The sequence below is a fragment of the Metallumcola ferriviriculae genome, assembly GCF_035573695.1.
GTDB classification, from domain to species: Bacteria; Bacillota; JADQBR01; order JADQBR01; family JADQBR01; genus Metallumcola; species Metallumcola ferriviriculae.
In genome coordinates this window covers 3427965-3444522 of the sequence record NZ_CP121694.1, presented here as the reverse complement: position 1 = coordinate 3444522, position 16558 = coordinate 3427965, and the positions used below count along the sequence as shown (strand labels likewise).

Sequence of the window (16558 nt, the reverse complement as noted above, 5' to 3'; positions counted from 1 at the left end):
CGCACTACTAGTAAAAAAGGGAGTGTTCGGTATTCAATCCAATAGGAAATTAATTTTAGGCGTTGCTTTTTTATTGGTTTTATTTGCAATCAAGATATTCGATACTATGGCTACCCCACCTAGCACTATAGTTAAAGTAGCTGTTGAAAATATGCTACTTGGAAACAATTCTAATGTAGAAATAAAAACAGAGGATGAGATTAAAATAGCCAATTTTAAAAATCGTCTAGATATCTACGGTATAGATTCTTTTGATGTTTTGGTTACTCGTAACGCAGCAAACGCATATATAATAAGGATCGAATCCATAAAGTACCATCCAAATGGCGATATTGCCGACATTTTCTACGGCTATCTTTCGATAATTCTAACAATAAACAAAGGAGAATGGGTAATTACAAACGTTAAGATTTTGAAACCATTTTCCAAAGATATTAAGGCTCATAAGTGATGGGTATTATTTGCTATCACTTAATGGTGCTTCGTTTGTTCGAATTATGAGAGGCGACCCTGATAACACATGGTATATTAGAATTCTCAACTCACCGTTAAGTTAGGTGTTAGTTTTACAGTCTGCTGGACCGGAGCAAAGTACTTTGCTTCGGTCTATTCTTCCTGCTCTATCTTAAGGAGGGATTTTTGTGCTTATAAGAATATTACTCAGCACTTCATATACTTTACTTTATATCTTCTTTCTATATTTACTTAATAAATTTATTGTTAAATTAGAGACCAGCATGGTAATGTTAGAAGAAATAACCCTCTTAATATCGTTTTCGGTTCTTGTAGGTGTCTATTTATCGTTGCCGACTTTAATAAAAAAAATCAAGTCGCAGGGCACCTGGAAAGCAAACTGGATTCAGTTGATGTGCGTAGCCATACCCTTAGGGTTTATAACATTGAATATCCTTTTATTTTTTTATTCCCCTCTGGGTAATTCATGGAGCCCTATTGGATACGTGTATAATATTCTATTTTACTCGAACTGGAAGATCATCTTAATTATTAGCGGTATTGGTCTCGGCTTTTTTCTCTCGGATAGCTTTTACAAAGAAGAACATCCTGACGTTATTTGCAATAAGGAACATCAGAATATAAAGTCGAACCATAAAAAAGAGGGATGAAATGCTCAGTCAAATACTGTGGCGAGAATAGTAACCCCACAGAATGCCCCTATGATGTATTGCACGTTTAAATTTTTTTACTATACTTAGATAAGGACAGGCTTACTTAGGTTCCCTGTATGAAAAATGTTAAGCGGGTATCATTGATGTTAATACTGTCTTTCCTACTGTTAATAGTAGGTAGCACTCGCACTAACTACTGTCTCAGCTGGACAAACTTTTTATTATGATCCTTGGTCTCCTGATTATGGAAGTAAAAGGCAGTATTTTACCCTTTCTTATTATGGAGATGAATGGGAAGGCACCGACCCATTTGGTTCTTCATTTCAGGCAGTTGAAAAACAAGATTTCTTTATTTATCGAGATGATAAGTGGGTTATTTGGCCTCCAGAAGTAGGCAATGGAAAGGCTAAACTAATCAAGGTCGAGCTTCAAAATAGTAGCGGAAGTACTGTTGTAACTCAACAAAATTCTGAATGGGAAGATGGGATCTATCGTGACTATATGTTTAGTACGGATAGTATAAGGTATACTTTTAGGCGGAATTCTACTTATCCATTGCTTAAGCTATCTTATGGTAATTGAGATATAACCTGCGCTATATGCTCGAAAAGCATCAATTGGAGCGAATGGAGAACGGCGATATATTGATCGGGCTGGAGGGCGAAAAACTTACAAATCACTTTGATTTCTATGCCGTGTTTGCATCTTCCATTGAGTATTCTGTAAGATATAAATCACAGGAAATCGGATCAGTTAGCGCTGCTTTCCCCGTCGGTTTTCGCTTCGCTCTGGCAGGTCTAACATGGCAGGTCGTTGAAGTAGATAATGATAGGCAAAACATTTATGTTGAACCAATAAAAGGCATTTCACGAAGGCCTCTTATGCAGGGTAAATTTAATGAATATACCCCTCCGGAAATTCTACGTAAGGAGTACATTGCCGACTATATCGATGTAGATGATATGAAAGCTTCGTTATAGCATGAACATGACAGTGCCTGAGTAAATAAATACCACAATTTTCCTAGGAAATTGTTAAGGAAATATATAGATAATGCCTATGATAAAAGGGAAAACAACACATGCGGTATGATATAACGAAATCAAGATAATTTTCACGAAGGGACACGTCGCCAGGAAGTTCAAGATGCCTTTAATCAGCTTGATGAAAATAATAAACGATTAGTTGTTCGTGGAAACGTCAAACAGTGGAATCAGCTTCTTGCTGAAGCAGCGCATAATGCCGGAGTACTTACCGATCCTGATTAAAATCTGCAAAACGTTAAAATGCGATGTTTCCGATATTATGGAAATTAAACTCGACGAACGGGAGGAATCCTAAATGGCAAGCAAGAAGGATGGAAAAAAGAAAAATGAAATAACCATTCGTAGCAGTGCCGCCGAGTATTTAACCTTCGTTGCCGCAAGCGGCGAGGGTGGTGTTGAAATCCGCTATGAGGATGAGAATATTTGGTTAACGCAAAAATTAATGGCGGGGTTGTATGATGTTAATGTTCGCACCATCAATGAACATATAATGAAGGTCTTTTCGGACAAAGAATTGGACGAGGAAACAGTTATCCGGAAATTCCGGATAACTGCGTCTGACGGAAAGACCTATAATACCAACCATTATAATCTTCAAATGATCATTGCCGTAGGGTTCAAGGTTAATAATGAGCGCGCAGTCCGTTTTCGGAAATGGGCAAGTCAAATCGTTAAGGATTACACTATACAAGGGTGGACAATGGACGTTGACCGGCTGAAAAAAGGCCATATGTTCACAGATGAATATTTTGACCGCCAAGTGCAATATATTCGGGAAATTCGTTTGTCGGAGCGCAAATTTTATCAGAAAGTGACCGACATTTATGCCAACGCTTTTGACTACGACAAGGATGCCAAAACTACGCGTGAGTTCTTTAAGTTGGTTCAAAATAAAATGCACTGGGCGGTTCACAGACATACGGCAGCCGAGTTGATTGTTGGGCGGGCCAACGCAGAAAAAGAGCGTATGGGACTGACCACATGGGAGGCCGCGCCTCACGGAAAAATCATCAAAGCTGATGTTTCTGTTGCAAAGAATTATCTGAACGAAAAAGAGATGGACTATCTTGAACGTATTGTATCCATATATCTGGACTATGCGGAGTTGCAAGCTGAGCGCAAGATACCCATGTCTATGGAGGACTGGGCAAAAAGGCTTGACGGCTTTTTGGAGTTCAATGGTAACGAAATTTTGATAGGCGCTGGAAAAATATCTCATGAGCAGGCGAAGCTTCACGCTGAAACTGAGTTTGAAAAGTACCGCATTATGCAGGACAGGTTGTTTGAGAGTGATTTTGACAGGTTTATGGAGTTGGAAGAGAGGTCGAAATAAAGATGATAAAGAAAATTAGGACAATAGACAACTTTGCTGTTTTTGAAAAATTTGAATGATATAATGAGAGCTGCCCGTAATTCGGAATATCTAGATATGATTGATAGAAGCATGGAGCAAATAAATCAGGGTAAAGTTGTTGTGAAAACTATGGAAGAATTAGAGGAAATGGCAAATGAGTAATCTTACCTTCTCTGATAAAGGGTGGGATGATTTTTACTTGAGGTTTAGGGTTCTGAATTATTAAAAGTGGTGGTTTTGATTTTCGCCTGTTTTTGGTGAAGTCTTAACCGCCATTTTTTGTTTGCCAACTTACTACAATCCAACCGGCTCGTCACCAATATATGCAATGATACCACTTGCCTTTCCCGAATTAACAATTTCCTTCATCGCATTCTTGTTACTTTCTCCACATTGCCGTTCAAATTCATTTTCCGGCAGCCGCCACCATATGCACCTTCTATACTCATTTAATAATGGCATCAGAATCCCTCTGTCTGCTGCCTCAGTCTGCATTGTACGATAACTATAATGAAATAGTACTAATAATTTGTAAATATGGTACAAAGAAGTTGTATTGAATCGTCTGTAATGGTATGATTTTACTGGAGGTGCTTGTATGAAATCGGTCAATTATAAAGAAGGGGTTGTAATAACTGCAACTGAACTTAAACAGAATTTAGGAAAATATTTGGATTACGTTGAACAGCAAAACGATGTGGTTGTCACGAAAAATGGTAGTAAAATTGCCAGGTTAACTCCTTATGTAACTGATATCGAACAATATTTTACAGTGAGAGAAAAGGCGTTGGACTATCAATATGGTGGGAAAAAGGTTTCTTATGAAGAGTTTATGGAGATTTCTGAAAAAAGCACTCCGAGAATGGAATTTATCAATGGTGAAATCTACTTATTAGGATCTCCAAACATTGGGCATCAGGAGATACTTGGAAGGCTGCACTTGATATTCAGCGAATATTTCAAGGACAAGAAATGCAGGGTATTTTTAGCCCCTTTTGATGTCCATTTTAATAAGAAGGATTTTAAAGAACCTGATGTCATGCAGCCAGATGTATCAGTAGCCTGTGATTTAGAAGGTAATGTTACGGAAAAAGGACGGTATATGGGTACTCCAACTTTAGTTATTGAAATTCTATCTGACAGCACTAGAAATAAAGATATGATAGACAAGTTAAATACTTTCATGTTATCAGGAGTAAAGGAATACTGGCTCATTGATCAAAAACAAGAAAATATTATGGTGTATAGTTTTGATAAATATGAAATTGATAGGTATAAGGTTTATGAAAAGGGATATATTGCCCAATCAATTGTATTTAGCGGCTTATCAGCAGATGTTGATGATTTGTTTAATGAATTGATATAAGTGAAAGGATAGAGTCTTGGTGTGCCTGCATTTGCCGGGAAAAAGTGCGGGAGCCAGAGTTTTAGCCAAAAAAGGACTGAGACACCTAGCTTTTAAGGTGAAATGTGGGTGAACAACGAATATTATTAGAATCCTCAGGCAAATTGTTCGGCAATCTATTGACATTTTTTGCGACATTTGCTATTATTGTGCTTGTAAAAACAAAGTTTTATAGCTGAGTAAATTTCATAACTCTAAACCATTGGTATATCAGTAAAAATTCGTGCAATAAAAAAGATTTCACCCCATCCTTGTTGAATATCTTTAGTGACCAAACCAAAATTATCCACAAGGTAGGTGAAATCACTAATGTATATTCGCCAAGAATGCTTATTATCCTTTGAAGAAATTTTAAATCTTCAGCCCCAAACAAAGTTGGAATTGGTTTTGTCACAAATTGACCTAAGTGATTTTGAAATAGCCTTTAAGAGAAGTAGGTTTGGTCCCAAAGGCTATGACCCAACACCAATGCTATATGCTTTAATTGCTGCGCAGCTAGAGCAAATAAGAACTGTTAAAGCTTTAGTGCAAAGGTTAAAGCAAGACCCTGTTTTTCGTTACTGCTGCTGTTTTGAAGTATGTGGCCAGGTACCTTCAGAGGCCACATTCAGCCGGTTTCTAACTAAGATTTCAGAAAGTGAGGATCTGCAAAAGCTATTTCATAAATTAGTTATCCGCGCAAAGGAACTGAATATTATCGACGGTGAAACTGTAGCCATTGATTCAACCAAAATGGATGCTTTTGAGAGCCCTAAACCTCATAGTAAACTTACGGATAACGGTTTAACGCCTAACTGGGGCGCCAAGCGAGATACAAACGGCAATCAAGTAAAATGGTTTGGCTGGAAACTTCATATCCTGAGTGATACCAAAAGTGAGCTGCCACTAGAAATATCCGTTACTCCGGCAAACGTATATGACGGAACTGTTGCCTTGCCGCTGATTGAAAAATTATTTGAGAGTTTTGGAGACCTCTTTAAACCCCGATACTATGCCATGGACTCTGGATATGACTTTAATTACATCTATGATGCTATAGTAAATGACTATCAGGCTAAACCAGTTATAGCTTATAATCCACGAGGAAGCAAAAGCGCCCCCGAAGGGTTAGATAATGATTTGCAACCCATTTGTTCCGCAGGCTATAAGATGGTTTACTGGGGTACAGATGGTGACTATATCAAACTAAGATGTCCTCATGTATGCGGGAAAGTCGATTGTGTCCACGGATCTAACTGGTGTTCCAACTCTAACTACGGTTATGTTAGAAAGGTCAACTATAAAAAGGAACCCAGGTTTTATAGCTATCCGTTCAGAGGTACAGAAAAATGGCAAAGCATCTACAATCAAAGAACAGCAGTTGAACGATGTAACAGTAGACTTAAAGAATATCTCAATCTAGGAAATATCAGGGCTAAAGGGATTAAAAAAGCTCTAACCCACTGCCTCTTAAACTCAATTGCTTTAGTTGCTGGGACAATAGCAGCAAACTCAGGCCAAAGCAAACTAAAAGTTGCTTAGCACTACCTGTGGATAATTCAGTACTTTAAAAAAGAAAATATTTTAGTTATCCACAGATTAAAAGTGGGTTTAGTATTTATTGCATTTTTTGAACTATTTTTGAGAAGTTGCAAAAAGTTAATTATGCAATTTCCTCAGCTGTATAATTGTGAGAATATGGCTCGCAAGTCTCTACCGGGTAACCGTAAATTACCCTGGCTACAGTGGAAAGTGCACCTAGAGTTCCGCATGCTCATGGGCATGGCTGGATCAAGTGGTGCAGGTGCCTATCAAGCGCTACACCGGAGGGATAAAAGCCCAGACGGGTAGGTTTCTGCTACGCAGTTATCTACCCGTTTGGGCTTATTTAGTTTAACAGGAGGTGAAAGCGTTCCGAAACGGTGGATAGGCATGATTTTACGGGACAAACTATTTCAAAGGGGAGTGAACGAGTGTGTTAGAAAGCTTTTTTAAATTAAAAGAACATAATACTAATGTTCGCACTGAAGTTATGGCCGGCGTTACCACGTTTATGACCATGGCATACATTATTTTTGTCAATCCTTCTATTTTAAGTGCGACCGGCATGCCTTTTGGTGCTGTGATGGTGGCGACAGCATTATCTGCAGCTTTTGCTACCCTACTGATGTCTGTTCTTGCTAACTACCCGTTTGCTTTGGCTCCTGGTATGGGTTTAAATGCATTCTTTACCTATACAGTTGTTCTTGGAATGGGACTTTCTTGGCAGGCTGCTCTGGCTGCCGTGTTTGTTTCCGGTGTTCTCTTTCTGCTGTTAACACTAACCAAGGCTCGCGAGGCCATTGTAAACGCAATTCCTATGTCACTGAAGCTGGCTGTTGGTGCTGGTATTGGTCTTTTTATTGCTTTCATCGGCTTTAAAAATGCAGGTATTATTGTCAGCGACCCAGCCACTTTCTTAAAGATTGTTAATCCGCATTTATTCCAAGATCCTAACTATGCTGAATACTTTAAGGCAAATTTCATTACCCCACAAAGTGTCTTGCTATCAATTATCGGATTGTTAGTTACTGGTTTCTTAGTAGTCCGGAGAACTAAAGGCGCTTTGCTTTATGGAATATTACTTACCACCATCATTGGTATCCCTATGGGAGTTACCAACATTAGCAATTTCCAAATAGTAAGTATGCCCCCGAGCATTGGTGAGATTTTCTTCAAGATGAACTTCAATGAACTAGCCAGTGTCGGCTGGCTGACAGTAATCTTTACCTTTGCTTTTGTTGATTTATTTGATACCATTGGCACTTTGGTTGGCGTGGCCAGTAAGGCGGATATGTTAGATGAAAAAGGGCACCTGCCAAGAGCCAATAAGGCACTGCTTGCCGATTCAGTTGGTACCATCTTTGGTTCTGTTATGGGGACCAGTACCGTAACCACTTATGTTGAGAGTGCTTCCGGTGTTGCCGAAGGCGGGCGGACAGGCCTGACATCCTTAACCACAGCCATTCTTTTCTTTTTGTCCATCTTTTTCTCTCCGTTGGTGGCTATTATTCCCGGTGCAGCTACCGCGCCGATTCTGATCATCGTTGGCATTTTTATGATGGAATCGGTAATGAAAATTAATTTTAGTGATATGCTAGAAGCAATTCCTGCATTCCTTACCATCGTTATAATGCCATTTTCTTTTAGTATTGCCGAAGGTATTGTAGCCGGAGTATTGGCTTATACTTTCTTGCACGCCTTGACTGGCAGAATAAAAGACGTCAGTCTGACAATGTGGATTCTCACTGGTATCTTTGTTCTGAGGTTTTTTATCGTTTAAGGCGCAGCATAAATATACCAGTTGCTTAGGAGGTTTAGCTGTTGACACAACCAAAAGTAGGAATTGTAATGGGAAGCGATTCAGATTTGCCGGTGATGAGGGATACGACTGAGGTATTGGAACAGCTGGGTGTGGAGTATGAGATAGTAATATCTTCAGCCCATCGGGTACCGGAGAAAACTGCTCAATATGCGCAGAGCGCCGAGGAAAGACGCATCGAGGTAATTATTGCTGCAGCCGGCGGAGCTGCCCACTTGCCCGGAGTAATTGCTGCCCTGACTTGTTTGCCGGTAATTGGTGTTCCCATCAAAACCTCAACCTTAGGGGGCGTGGATTCTCTTTATTCGATTGTACAGATGCCCCGAGGAATTCCTGTCGCCACCGTGGCTATTAATGGCGCAAAGAATGCCGGAATTTTGGCAGCCCAAATCATAGGAGTAAAGGATCCGGCGGTTCGGGAAAAAGTTCGCAGCTTTAAGCAGGAACTGGCGGGGGCTGTTGCAGAAAAAGATAAAAAACTACAAGAATTGGGTGTGACAGCTTACCTTGAGCAGATGAACAAGTAGTCGGTGAAAATTCCCAGGTACTAGGTGAAGATAATTGAGATTTCTCCTTGCCTGGGGATTTTTTGCTGACTGGCAATTATAACAATAAAACTATCTAGAGGTGATTGGTATGATTGAACGGTATACGCTGCCGGAAATGAAAGAAATTTGGTCTGAAGAGAATAAATTTCGTAAATGGCTGCTGATTGAAGTTTATGCCTGTGAGGCATGGGCCGAATTGGGTAAAATTCCAACTGATGCACTAAAGGAAATTCAGGAGAAGGCGGATTTTGAGATTGACAGAATCAACGAGATTGAAGAGGTTACTCGACACGATGTACTGGCATTTCTTACCGCTGTGGCAGAAAAGGTGGGGGATGCTTCCAAATATATTCATATGGGTATGACTTCCTCAGACATTTTAGATACGGCGTTAGCCATAATGATGAAAGAAGCAGGGACTAAGATCCTTGATAAATTGATAGAATTGAAAGCAGTGTTAGTGGATTTGGCTAAGAAGTATAAAAATACATTGATGATTGGCAGAAGCCATGGCATTCATGCGGAACCGGTGACTTTCGGCCTGAAAATGGCCTTGTGGGTGGTGGAGACCGAGCGGAATATTGAACGGTTAAAGGATGCAATTGACACGATCAGCGTCGGGCAAATTTCCGGGGCGGTAGGAACTTTTGCTAATGTGGACCCACAGGTAGAAGAATATGTCTGTAAGAAGCTGGCGCTTAAGCCCGCCCTCGTTTCCACCCAGATTATTCAACGGGACAGACATGCACACTATCTTACCACTCTAGCAGTGGTAGCAAGTTCACTGGATAAGTTTGCCACCGAAATTAGAAACCTACAACGCACCGATATTCTGGAGGTAGAGGAACGGTTTGCCAAGGGGCAAAAAGGTTCCTCGGCAATGCCTCATAAGAAAAACCCCATCACTGCTGAAAGGGTGGCTGGTTTGGCCCGCGTGCTTAGGGGTAATGCATTGGCAGGGTTAGAAAATGTAGCGTTATGGCATGAGCGGGATATTACCCATTCTTCCGTGGAGAGGGTAATAATTCCTGACAGCACCATTGCGCTTTATTATATGCTTCACAAATTCATTGATGTGATGCAGAATTTAGTAGTTTACGAAGATAACATGAAAGCAAATGTGGAGAAGACTCTAGGCTTAGTTTTTTCCCAGCGGGTAATGCTCGCTCTAGTTGATAAAGGGGTACTTCGAGAAACAGCCTATCAATGGGTGCAGCGAAATGCTATGCAGGCATGGCAGGAAAAAGTTAAATTTATTGATTTGCTAATGGCTGATGAAGAAATTTGCACTTACCTTTCCCCGCAGGAAATAAAGGATTTATTTGATTACGATTACCATTTGAAAAATATAGATTATATCTTAAAACGGGCAGGGATTGAATAAGGTATCCCGGCTAAAGTGACACCCCAAGGCGGACTTTATCTTAGCGAAAAAAGGAGAGATTATCAGTGGAAAAAGGTAAACTTCTTTACGAAGGCAAAGCCAAAAAGGTTTATGCAACGGGCGAACCAGATCTTTATTGGACTGAGTTTAAGGATGATGCTACGGCGTTTAACGGCAAAAAGAAAGGCACCATTCAGGACAAAGGTTACTACAACAACCAGATTTCCGCAATATTATTTCAATGGCTGGAAGAAAGGGGCATTGAAAATCATTTTGTCAAGCTGCTCAGTGACCGGGAGATGTTGGTAAAAGCCTTAAAAATTATTCCGGTGGAAGTGATCGCGCGCAACATAGCTGCCGGCAGTCTGGCTAAGCGGCTTGGATTGGAAGAAGGGACTGAATTATCACGTCCGGTGCTGGAATTCTGCTATAAATCAGACGAATTGGATGACCCCATGATCAATGATTACCATATTGCTGCTTTAGACTTGGCAACTGCTGAGCAGATGCAGGGAATTAAAAAGCAAGCATGGGAGATTAACCAACTGCTAACTAAGCGCTTTAAGGAATTGGGCATTTTACTGGTAGACTTTAAACTGGAGTTTGGGCTGCATAAGGGCAAGGTGATTTTGGGCGATGAGATTTCCCCGGATACCTGTCGCTTTTGGGACGCAGAAACTAAAGAGAAGCTGGACAAAGACCGCTTTCGCAGGGATATGGGCGGTGTAGAAGATGCATACCAGGAAATTTACCGTCGTTTAAAGGGGGAGGGAAATTAATGTATCGAGCTAGGATAAGAGTTACTTTGAAAAAGGGTGTTTTGGACCCTCAGGGTAATACAGTGGAGAAATCACTACATGCGATGGAATATACCAATGTTACCGATGTACGCATCGGTAAATATATGGAACTGACTGTGGCAGCGGATAACCGGGAAAGCGCAGAGCAGCAAGTTAAAGAGATGTGTCAAAGACTTTTGGCCAATCCGGTAATTGAGGAGTTTACTTTCGATTTGGCGGAGGCAAAATCATGAAATTTGGTGTAGTAGTATTTCCCGGTTCTAACTGTGATACCGATGTAAAGCATGCGATAGAACATGTGATAGAGCAGCCGGTAGATTATATTTGGCATGGTACCCAGGACTTATCCGGGTATGACTGCTTGGTCCTTCCCGGCGGTTTTTCTTTCGGAGATTATCTTCGTACCGGCTCAATTGCTCGTTTTTCACCGATAATGAAAGCAGTAGAAGACTTTGCCCTGCAGGGGGGATTGGTATTAGGCATCTGTAATGGTTTTCAGATACTATTGGAGGCAGGCCTGCTTCCCGGCGCAATGAAAGTGAACGACTGTTTGCAATTTCGCTGTGAGGATGCTTTTCTTCGAGTTAATAACGCAGACACTCCCTATACCAATCAGATGTCTGCTGGTCAGGTGGTTAGCATTCCTATTGCCCATGGAGAAGGGAATTATTTCGCTGATGCGGATACCCTGGCAGAGCTTAAGGCCAACGACCAGATAGTATTTCAATATGCTACTGCCGCCGGAGAGGTTATCCCTGATGTAAACCCCAATGGTTCCACGGCTAATATCGCCGGTATTGTCAATAAGGCAGGTAATATTTTAGGTATGATGCCGCACCCGGAACGCTGTGCGGAAGCACTTTTGGGCGGTGAGGATGGAAAGATGATATTTGATTCTATTTTGAACTGGTTTGAGGGGGGAGCAAGGCGTGGCTAAAATTTGGCAGGATTTGGGTCTAACAGACACAGAATACGATACCATAGTAAACATCTTGGGTCGGGAACCAAATTATACAGAGTTATCGATGTTTTCAGTAATGTGGTCTGAGCACTGCAGCTATAAGAACTCCCGCCCAGTATTGAAGAACTTCCCTACGGAAGGGCCTCAGGTACTGCAGGGACCGGGAGAGAATGCCGGTATTGTGGATATTGGGGACGGCCTGGGGATTGCGTTTAAAATTGAAAGCCATAATCACCCGTCGGCCATCGAACCTTTTCAGGGTGCCGCTACCGGTGTTGGTGGTATTATTAGGGATATTTTCACCATGGGCGCACGCCCCATTGCTTTATTGAATTCTCTGCGCTTCGGATCTTTAGAAAATGATCGGGTGAAATACTTGTTTGGCGGCGTGGTTTCCGGTATCGCCTGGTATGGCAATTGTATCGGCATTCCTACTGTTGGCGGTGAAGTATATTTTAATGAATCTTATGGAGGCAATCCCTTAGTCAATGCTATGTGCGTAGGTGTATTAGAACACAAGGATATCAAGCTGGGGACGGCCTCGGGAGTTGGTAACCCGGTGATGGCTGTAGGTACTCGAACCGGCAGGGATGGAATTCACGGCGCGACTTTTGCCTCGGAGGAATTGGGTGATAAATCTGAAGATAAACGACCTTCCGTTCAGGTTGGTGACCCATTTATGGAAAAACTGTTGTTGGAGGCCTGCTTGGAGTTAATAAAGTCCGGCGCCGTGGTCGGTATGCAGGATATGGGGGCAGCCGGCCTCACTAGTTCTTCCTGTGAGATGGCCACCCGCGGAGGCAGCGGTATGGTTTTTGATGTGGCTAAGGTTCCCCGCCGCGAGGAAGGAATGCAGCCCTACGAGGTATTGCTTTCAGAATCCCAGGAGCGAATGTTGGTTATCCCCCAAAAAGGTAAGGAAAAGGTGGTTGAAGAAATTTTCGCCAAATGGGGCTTGGAAGCAGCCATAATCGGACAGGTTACGGACGATGGAAATTTAACGGTAATGGATGGTGAAGAAACGGTTGCGGTAGTTCCTGCCGCGGCGTTGACTGAAGCATGTCCCGTTTATCAACCGGAAAGCAAGGAACCGGAATACCTGAGTCGTGTAAAACAGTTTGCTGTAGAAAGCCTGCCGGAAGCGGCAGATTACAACCAAGTACTTTTGAGGCTGCTGGGTAGTCCTACCATAGCCAGCAAAGAATGGGTATTTCGTCAATATGATTATATGGTGCGTACTAATACGGTGGTGGGGCCGGGATCGGACGCCGCGGTGCTGCGTATTAAGGGAACGAGTAAAGGTGTGGCAGTGACCACTGATTGTAATTCACTTTACTGCTATTTAGATCCATTTGCCGGTGGCGCAATTGCGGTAGCAGAAGCGGCAAGAAACCTGGTATGTACCGGTGCAAAACCGTTAGCTGTTACCGATTGTTTGAACTTCGGCAACCCGGAAAAGCCGGAAATATTTTGGCAGTTCAAACAAGCGGTAGATGGGATGGGTAAGGCCTGTGAGGCCTTATCTACCCCGGTAGTGAGCGGTAACGTCAGCTTTTACAATGAGACTAATGGTCAGGCTGTCTATCCCACGCCGGTAGTGGGAATGGTCGGGCTGTTGGATGATATTGATAAACGATGTACGATAGGATTTAAGGACGATGGTGATGTGGTATATTTATTAGGCGAGACTAAGGCGGAACTGGGCGGGTCCCAATACCTATCCATTATTCATAGTCTGGATACCGGTCGGGTTCCGGAGTTGGACCTGGATTTAGAGGGCCGGGTTCAGAGATGTTGTCTAGAGGCCATTAACGCAGGCATTGTGCGTTCGGCCCATGACTGTGCTGAAGGTGGCCTTGCGGTTACTCTCGCCGAAAGTTGTATCAGTGGAGGCAAAGGACTTGACGCCGATGTAGCAGCGGCGGATATGCCAGTCAGGGCGGTACTGTTTTCCGAAAGTCAGTCGAGAATCATAATATCTGTCTCTCCCGAACAGGAAAAACAACTGCTGGCTTCGGCAGAAAAACATGGTGTATCCTGCAACAAATTAGGACAGGTGCGGGGAGATAAACTGCGTATTGCCATTAGTGGAAAGTCTGTTATTGCTATGCCCTTGGAAAAGGCAGCTAATACCTGGCGGGAGGCGATTGAATGTATGCTGAACTAGATAAGGTTAAAGATGAATGCGGCGTATTTGGCATTTTCGCCCCACACCAAGATGTAGCCAAACTGACCTATTATGGTTTGTATGCCTTACAGCACCGGGGTCAGGAAAGTGCCGGTATTGCCACCACCAATGGCAGCGACATCCAGCTGCATAAAAACATGGGCTTGGTGACAGAGGTTTTTACTGAGGATAGTCTGAGTAAACTGCATGGCGATATTGCCATTGGTCATGTTCGCTATTCCACTACCGGTTCCAGCCTGCTCATTAATGCTCAGCCGCTCTCCTTTCGGTACAGCCGCGGCAAGGTAGCATTGGCCCACAATGGTAATTTGACCAATGCCAATGAATTGCGAAACAGCCTGGGGGCTACCGGGTCGGTATTCCAGTCTACTACCGACAGTGAAGTAATTGTAAACTTGATAGCTCGTTATGGGCAAAACCCCATCGAAGAAGCACTGATGAAATGCATGATTGATATTAAAGGAGCATACTCCCTGTTGGTAATGACAGAGGATAAGCTGATTGGTGTTAGAGACCCTTATGGGGTACGACCTTTATGCATTGGTAAAGTTGATGGGGGATATGTACTGGCATCGGAGACATGTGCTCTTGATACTGTCGGAGCTGATTTTTTGCGGGATGTAGAGCCTGGCGAAATAGTAATTATCGATAAAAACGGCATTAATTCCATAAATAATTTACGGGGTGCCCGCCGGGCATTGTGCATATTTGAGTTTGTTTATCTAGCACGGCCGGACAGCAATATTGACGGTCAAAATGTGGTAGTGACCCGGCGGCAATTTGGTCGTCAGTTGGCCAAAGAATGTAAAATTGATGCGGACATTGTCATTCCGGTACCGGATTCCGGTACGGCCGCAGCGGTAGGTTATGCAGAGGAATCCGGCATACCTTTTGAAGAAGGACTAATGAAGAACCGTTATGTAGGCAGAACCTTTATCCAGCCGTCCCAGGAAATGCGGGACCTGGCTGTTCGCCTTAAATTAAATCCCGTTAGAAGTGTCCTCGAGGGAAAACGGGTGATAATGGTAGATGATTCCATCGTGCGTGGTACAACCAGCAGAAAAATTGTACAAATGCTTCGCAAGGCAGGGGTTAAAGAAGTACACATGCTGGTCAGTTCCTCACCCATTCTTCATCCCTGCTACTATGGGATTGATACCTCTGCCAGGGCAGAATTAATTGCTGCCCAATATGATTTAGATGAAATAAGAGAGCATATCGGTGCCGACAGCTTACATTATCTCAGCCTGGAAGGAATGCTCAAGTCAGCCGGGCAGGAGCCGGGATTCTTTTGCAATGCATGCTTTAGCGGCAAGTATCCAATTGAAATACCGGATTTTGAACATATGAGTAAGTATGTCATGGAAACGGGTGGTAATTATGCCTAAAGGTGTTTCTTATAAAGATGCGGGAGTGGACATTGACGCCGGTAACCGTTCTGTGGAGCTGATAAAAAGTGTGGTAAAGAAGACCTGGCGACCCGAGGTGCTTACTGATTTGGGCGGTTTTGGCGGACTGTTTGCTCCTAACATGAAAAAGTACAAACAACCGGTGTTGGTTTCCGGTACGGACGGTGTGGGTACCAAATTACGGGTAGCCTTTGGTGCAGACAGACATGATACTATCGGCATAGATGCAGTGGCCATGTGTGTCAATGATATTTTGGTGCAAGGTGCTGAACCTTTATTCTTTTTGGATTATTTGGCTGTAGGCAAGCTGCTGCCAGATAAAGTGAACGAGATTGTTACCGGTGTAGCGGAAGGGTGCCGTCTGGCAGGATGTGCTCTAATTGGTGGTGAAACTGCAGAAATGCCCGGTTTCTATGGTGATGGAGAGTATGACATTGCCGGCTTCGCTGTAGGGATGGTGGACCGGGAGCAGATAGTGGATGGTAAGAGAATTAAAGCGGGCGACATTTTAATTGGACTGCCCAGTTCTGGCTTACACAGTAATGGCTATTCCCTTGCTCGTAAGGTGCTGCTGGATGACGATATAAGCAGATTGACCGATAACGAAGAAGGCTTGGGACGTACTCTCGCCGATGAATTACTTGAGCCTACCCGCATTTATGTTTCCCAGGTGATGCCGCTTTTGGAGCAGTTTGATATTAAAGGGATGGCCCATATTACCGGCGGCGGCCTGCTGGAAAATGTACCACGTACACTGCCTATAGGTCTTCAGGCTGAATTTAACTACAACAGCTGGCCGGTGCATCCTGTTTTTAAACTTATTCAGGAGCGGGGAAATGTTGCTGAAACGGAAATGTACAGGACATTTAACATGGGCATCGGTTTTGTTTTAGTGGTTTCGCCGAAAGAGGCGGAAGCGGTGATGAACGCTGTAAGCGGAGAATCCTACAAAATCGGTACTGTGGTAGAATAGATGCGGATAAAGACATGGAGGGT

17 protein-coding genes, 1 pseudogene and 1 riboswitch are annotated in these 16558 nt (G+C 42.9%); of the genes and pseudogenes, 17 read left to right on the top strand and 1 reads right to left on the bottom strand.

Features of this window, described 5'->3' with window-relative positions; all coding sequences use genetic code 11:
* Positions 1 to 73: 73 nt before the first annotated feature.
* The 6 genes and pseudogenes from MFMK1_RS17015 to MFMK1_RS16990 all read left to right on the top strand — a co-directional run bounded on the left by MFMK1_RS17015 (position 74) and on the right by MFMK1_RS16990 (position 3689).
* Positions 74 to 451 (top strand): hypothetical protein, encoded by a 378-nt coding sequence (locus MFMK1_RS17015; protein ID WP_366922872.1) that lies wholly within the window; start codon positions 74 to 76, stop codon positions 449 to 451.
* A gap of 1302 nt (positions 452 to 1753) precedes the next feature.
* Positions 1754 to 2107, top strand: coding sequence for a hypothetical protein (locus tag MFMK1_RS17010; protein ID WP_366922871.1), 354 nt, complete (start codon positions 1754 to 1756; stop codon positions 2105 to 2107).
* 141 nt (positions 2108 to 2248) lie between these two features.
* Positions 2249 to 2392, top strand: a pseudogene (locus MFMK1_RS17005) (DNA damage-inducible protein D); the annotation flags it as partial.
* On the top strand, positions 2367 to 2468 hold the full coding sequence (locus MFMK1_RS17000; protein WP_366922870.1) for a helix-turn-helix domain-containing protein: 102 nt from the start codon (positions 2367 to 2369) through the stop codon (positions 2466 to 2468). The pseudogene MFMK1_RS17005 and the gene MFMK1_RS17000, both read left to right, overlap by 26 nt.
* Positions 2469 to 3506: a virulence RhuM family protein gene (locus tag MFMK1_RS16995; protein ID WP_366922869.1), complete on the top strand. Its 1038-nt coding sequence runs from the start codon at positions 2469 to 2471 to the stop codon at positions 3504 to 3506.
* Between the two features lie 51 nt (positions 3507 to 3557).
* Positions 3558 to 3689 (top strand): hypothetical protein, encoded by a 132-nt coding sequence (locus MFMK1_RS16990; protein ID WP_366922868.1) that lies wholly within the window; start codon positions 3558 to 3560, stop codon positions 3687 to 3689.
* Positions 3690 to 3821: 132 nt separating this feature from the next.
* Here the strand turns inward: MFMK1_RS16990 and MFMK1_RS16985 are convergent, their stop codons facing one another.
* Positions 3822 to 3989, bottom strand: a complete 168-nt coding sequence (locus tag MFMK1_RS16985) for a hypothetical protein (protein ID WP_366922867.1) — start codon at positions 3987 to 3989, stop codon at positions 3822 to 3824.
* Between the two features lie 136 nt (positions 3990 to 4125).
* Between MFMK1_RS16985 and MFMK1_RS16980 the strand changes: the two genes are divergently transcribed.
* The 11 genes from MFMK1_RS16980 to purM all read left to right on the top strand — a co-directional run bounded on the left by MFMK1_RS16980 (position 4126) and on the right by purM (position 16535).
* Positions 4126 to 4893 (top strand): type II toxin-antitoxin system prevent-host-death family antitoxin, encoded by a 768-nt coding sequence (locus MFMK1_RS16980; RefSeq protein ID WP_366922866.1) that lies wholly within the window; start codon positions 4126 to 4128, stop codon positions 4891 to 4893.
* Between the two features lie 348 nt (positions 4894 to 5241).
* Positions 5242 to 6453, top strand: a complete 1212-nt coding sequence (locus MFMK1_RS16975) for a transposase (RefSeq protein ID WP_366922865.1) — start codon at positions 5242 to 5244, stop codon at positions 6451 to 6453.
* 118 nt (positions 6454 to 6571) lie between these two features.
* A riboswitch (purine riboswitch) is annotated at positions 6572 to 6674 on the top strand.
* Positions 6675 to 6943: 269 nt separating this feature from the next.
* Positions 6944 to 8233, top strand: coding sequence for an NCS2 family permease (locus MFMK1_RS16970; RefSeq protein ID WP_366924971.1), 1290 nt, complete (start codon positions 6944 to 6946; stop codon positions 8231 to 8233).
* Between the two features lie 68 nt (positions 8234 to 8301).
* Positions 8302 to 8799 carry a 5-(carboxyamino)imidazole ribonucleotide mutase gene (purE, locus tag MFMK1_RS16965; protein ID WP_366924970.1) on the top strand — a complete coding sequence of 166 codons (498 nt, stop codon included), beginning with the start codon at positions 8302 to 8304 and terminating at the stop codon, positions 8797 to 8799.
* Between the two features lie 109 nt (positions 8800 to 8908).
* Positions 8909 to 10204, top strand: a complete 1296-nt coding sequence (purB, locus tag MFMK1_RS16960; RefSeq protein WP_366922864.1) for an adenylosuccinate lyase — start codon at positions 8909 to 8911, stop codon at positions 10202 to 10204.
* 65 nt (positions 10205 to 10269) lie between these two features.
* Positions 10270 to 10983 (top strand): phosphoribosylaminoimidazolesuccinocarboxamide synthase, encoded by a 714-nt coding sequence (gene purC / locus MFMK1_RS16955; RefSeq protein WP_366922863.1) that lies wholly within the window; start codon positions 10270 to 10272, stop codon positions 10981 to 10983.
* Positions 10983 to 11237 (top strand): phosphoribosylformylglycinamidine synthase subunit PurS, encoded by a 255-nt coding sequence (purS, locus tag MFMK1_RS16950; protein WP_366922862.1) that lies wholly within the window; start codon positions 10983 to 10985, stop codon positions 11235 to 11237. Before purC ends, purS begins: the two co-directional genes overlap by 1 nt.
* Positions 11234 to 11941, top strand: coding sequence for a phosphoribosylformylglycinamidine synthase subunit PurQ (gene purQ / locus MFMK1_RS16945; protein ID WP_366922861.1), 708 nt, complete (start codon positions 11234 to 11236; stop codon positions 11939 to 11941). The genes purS and purQ overlap by 4 nt, the downstream gene beginning before the upstream one ends.
* On the top strand, positions 11934 to 14132 hold the full coding sequence (gene purL, locus MFMK1_RS16940; RefSeq protein WP_366922860.1) for a phosphoribosylformylglycinamidine synthase subunit PurL: 2199 nt from the start codon (positions 11934 to 11936) through the stop codon (positions 14130 to 14132). Before purQ ends, purL begins: the two co-directional genes overlap by 8 nt.
* Complete coding sequence (purF, locus tag MFMK1_RS16935) at positions 14117 to 15541, top strand: amidophosphoribosyltransferase (protein WP_366922859.1); 1425 nt, start codon at positions 14117 to 14119, stop codon at positions 15539 to 15541. The genes purL and purF overlap by 16 nt, the downstream gene beginning before the upstream one ends.
* Positions 15534 to 16535 carry a phosphoribosylformylglycinamidine cyclo-ligase gene (gene purM, locus MFMK1_RS16930; protein ID WP_366922858.1) on the top strand — a complete coding sequence of 334 codons (1002 nt, stop codon included), beginning with the start codon at positions 15534 to 15536 and terminating at the stop codon, positions 16533 to 16535. The genes purF and purM overlap by 8 nt, the downstream gene beginning before the upstream one ends.
* The last annotated feature ends 23 nt before the right edge of the window (positions 16536 to 16558 follow it).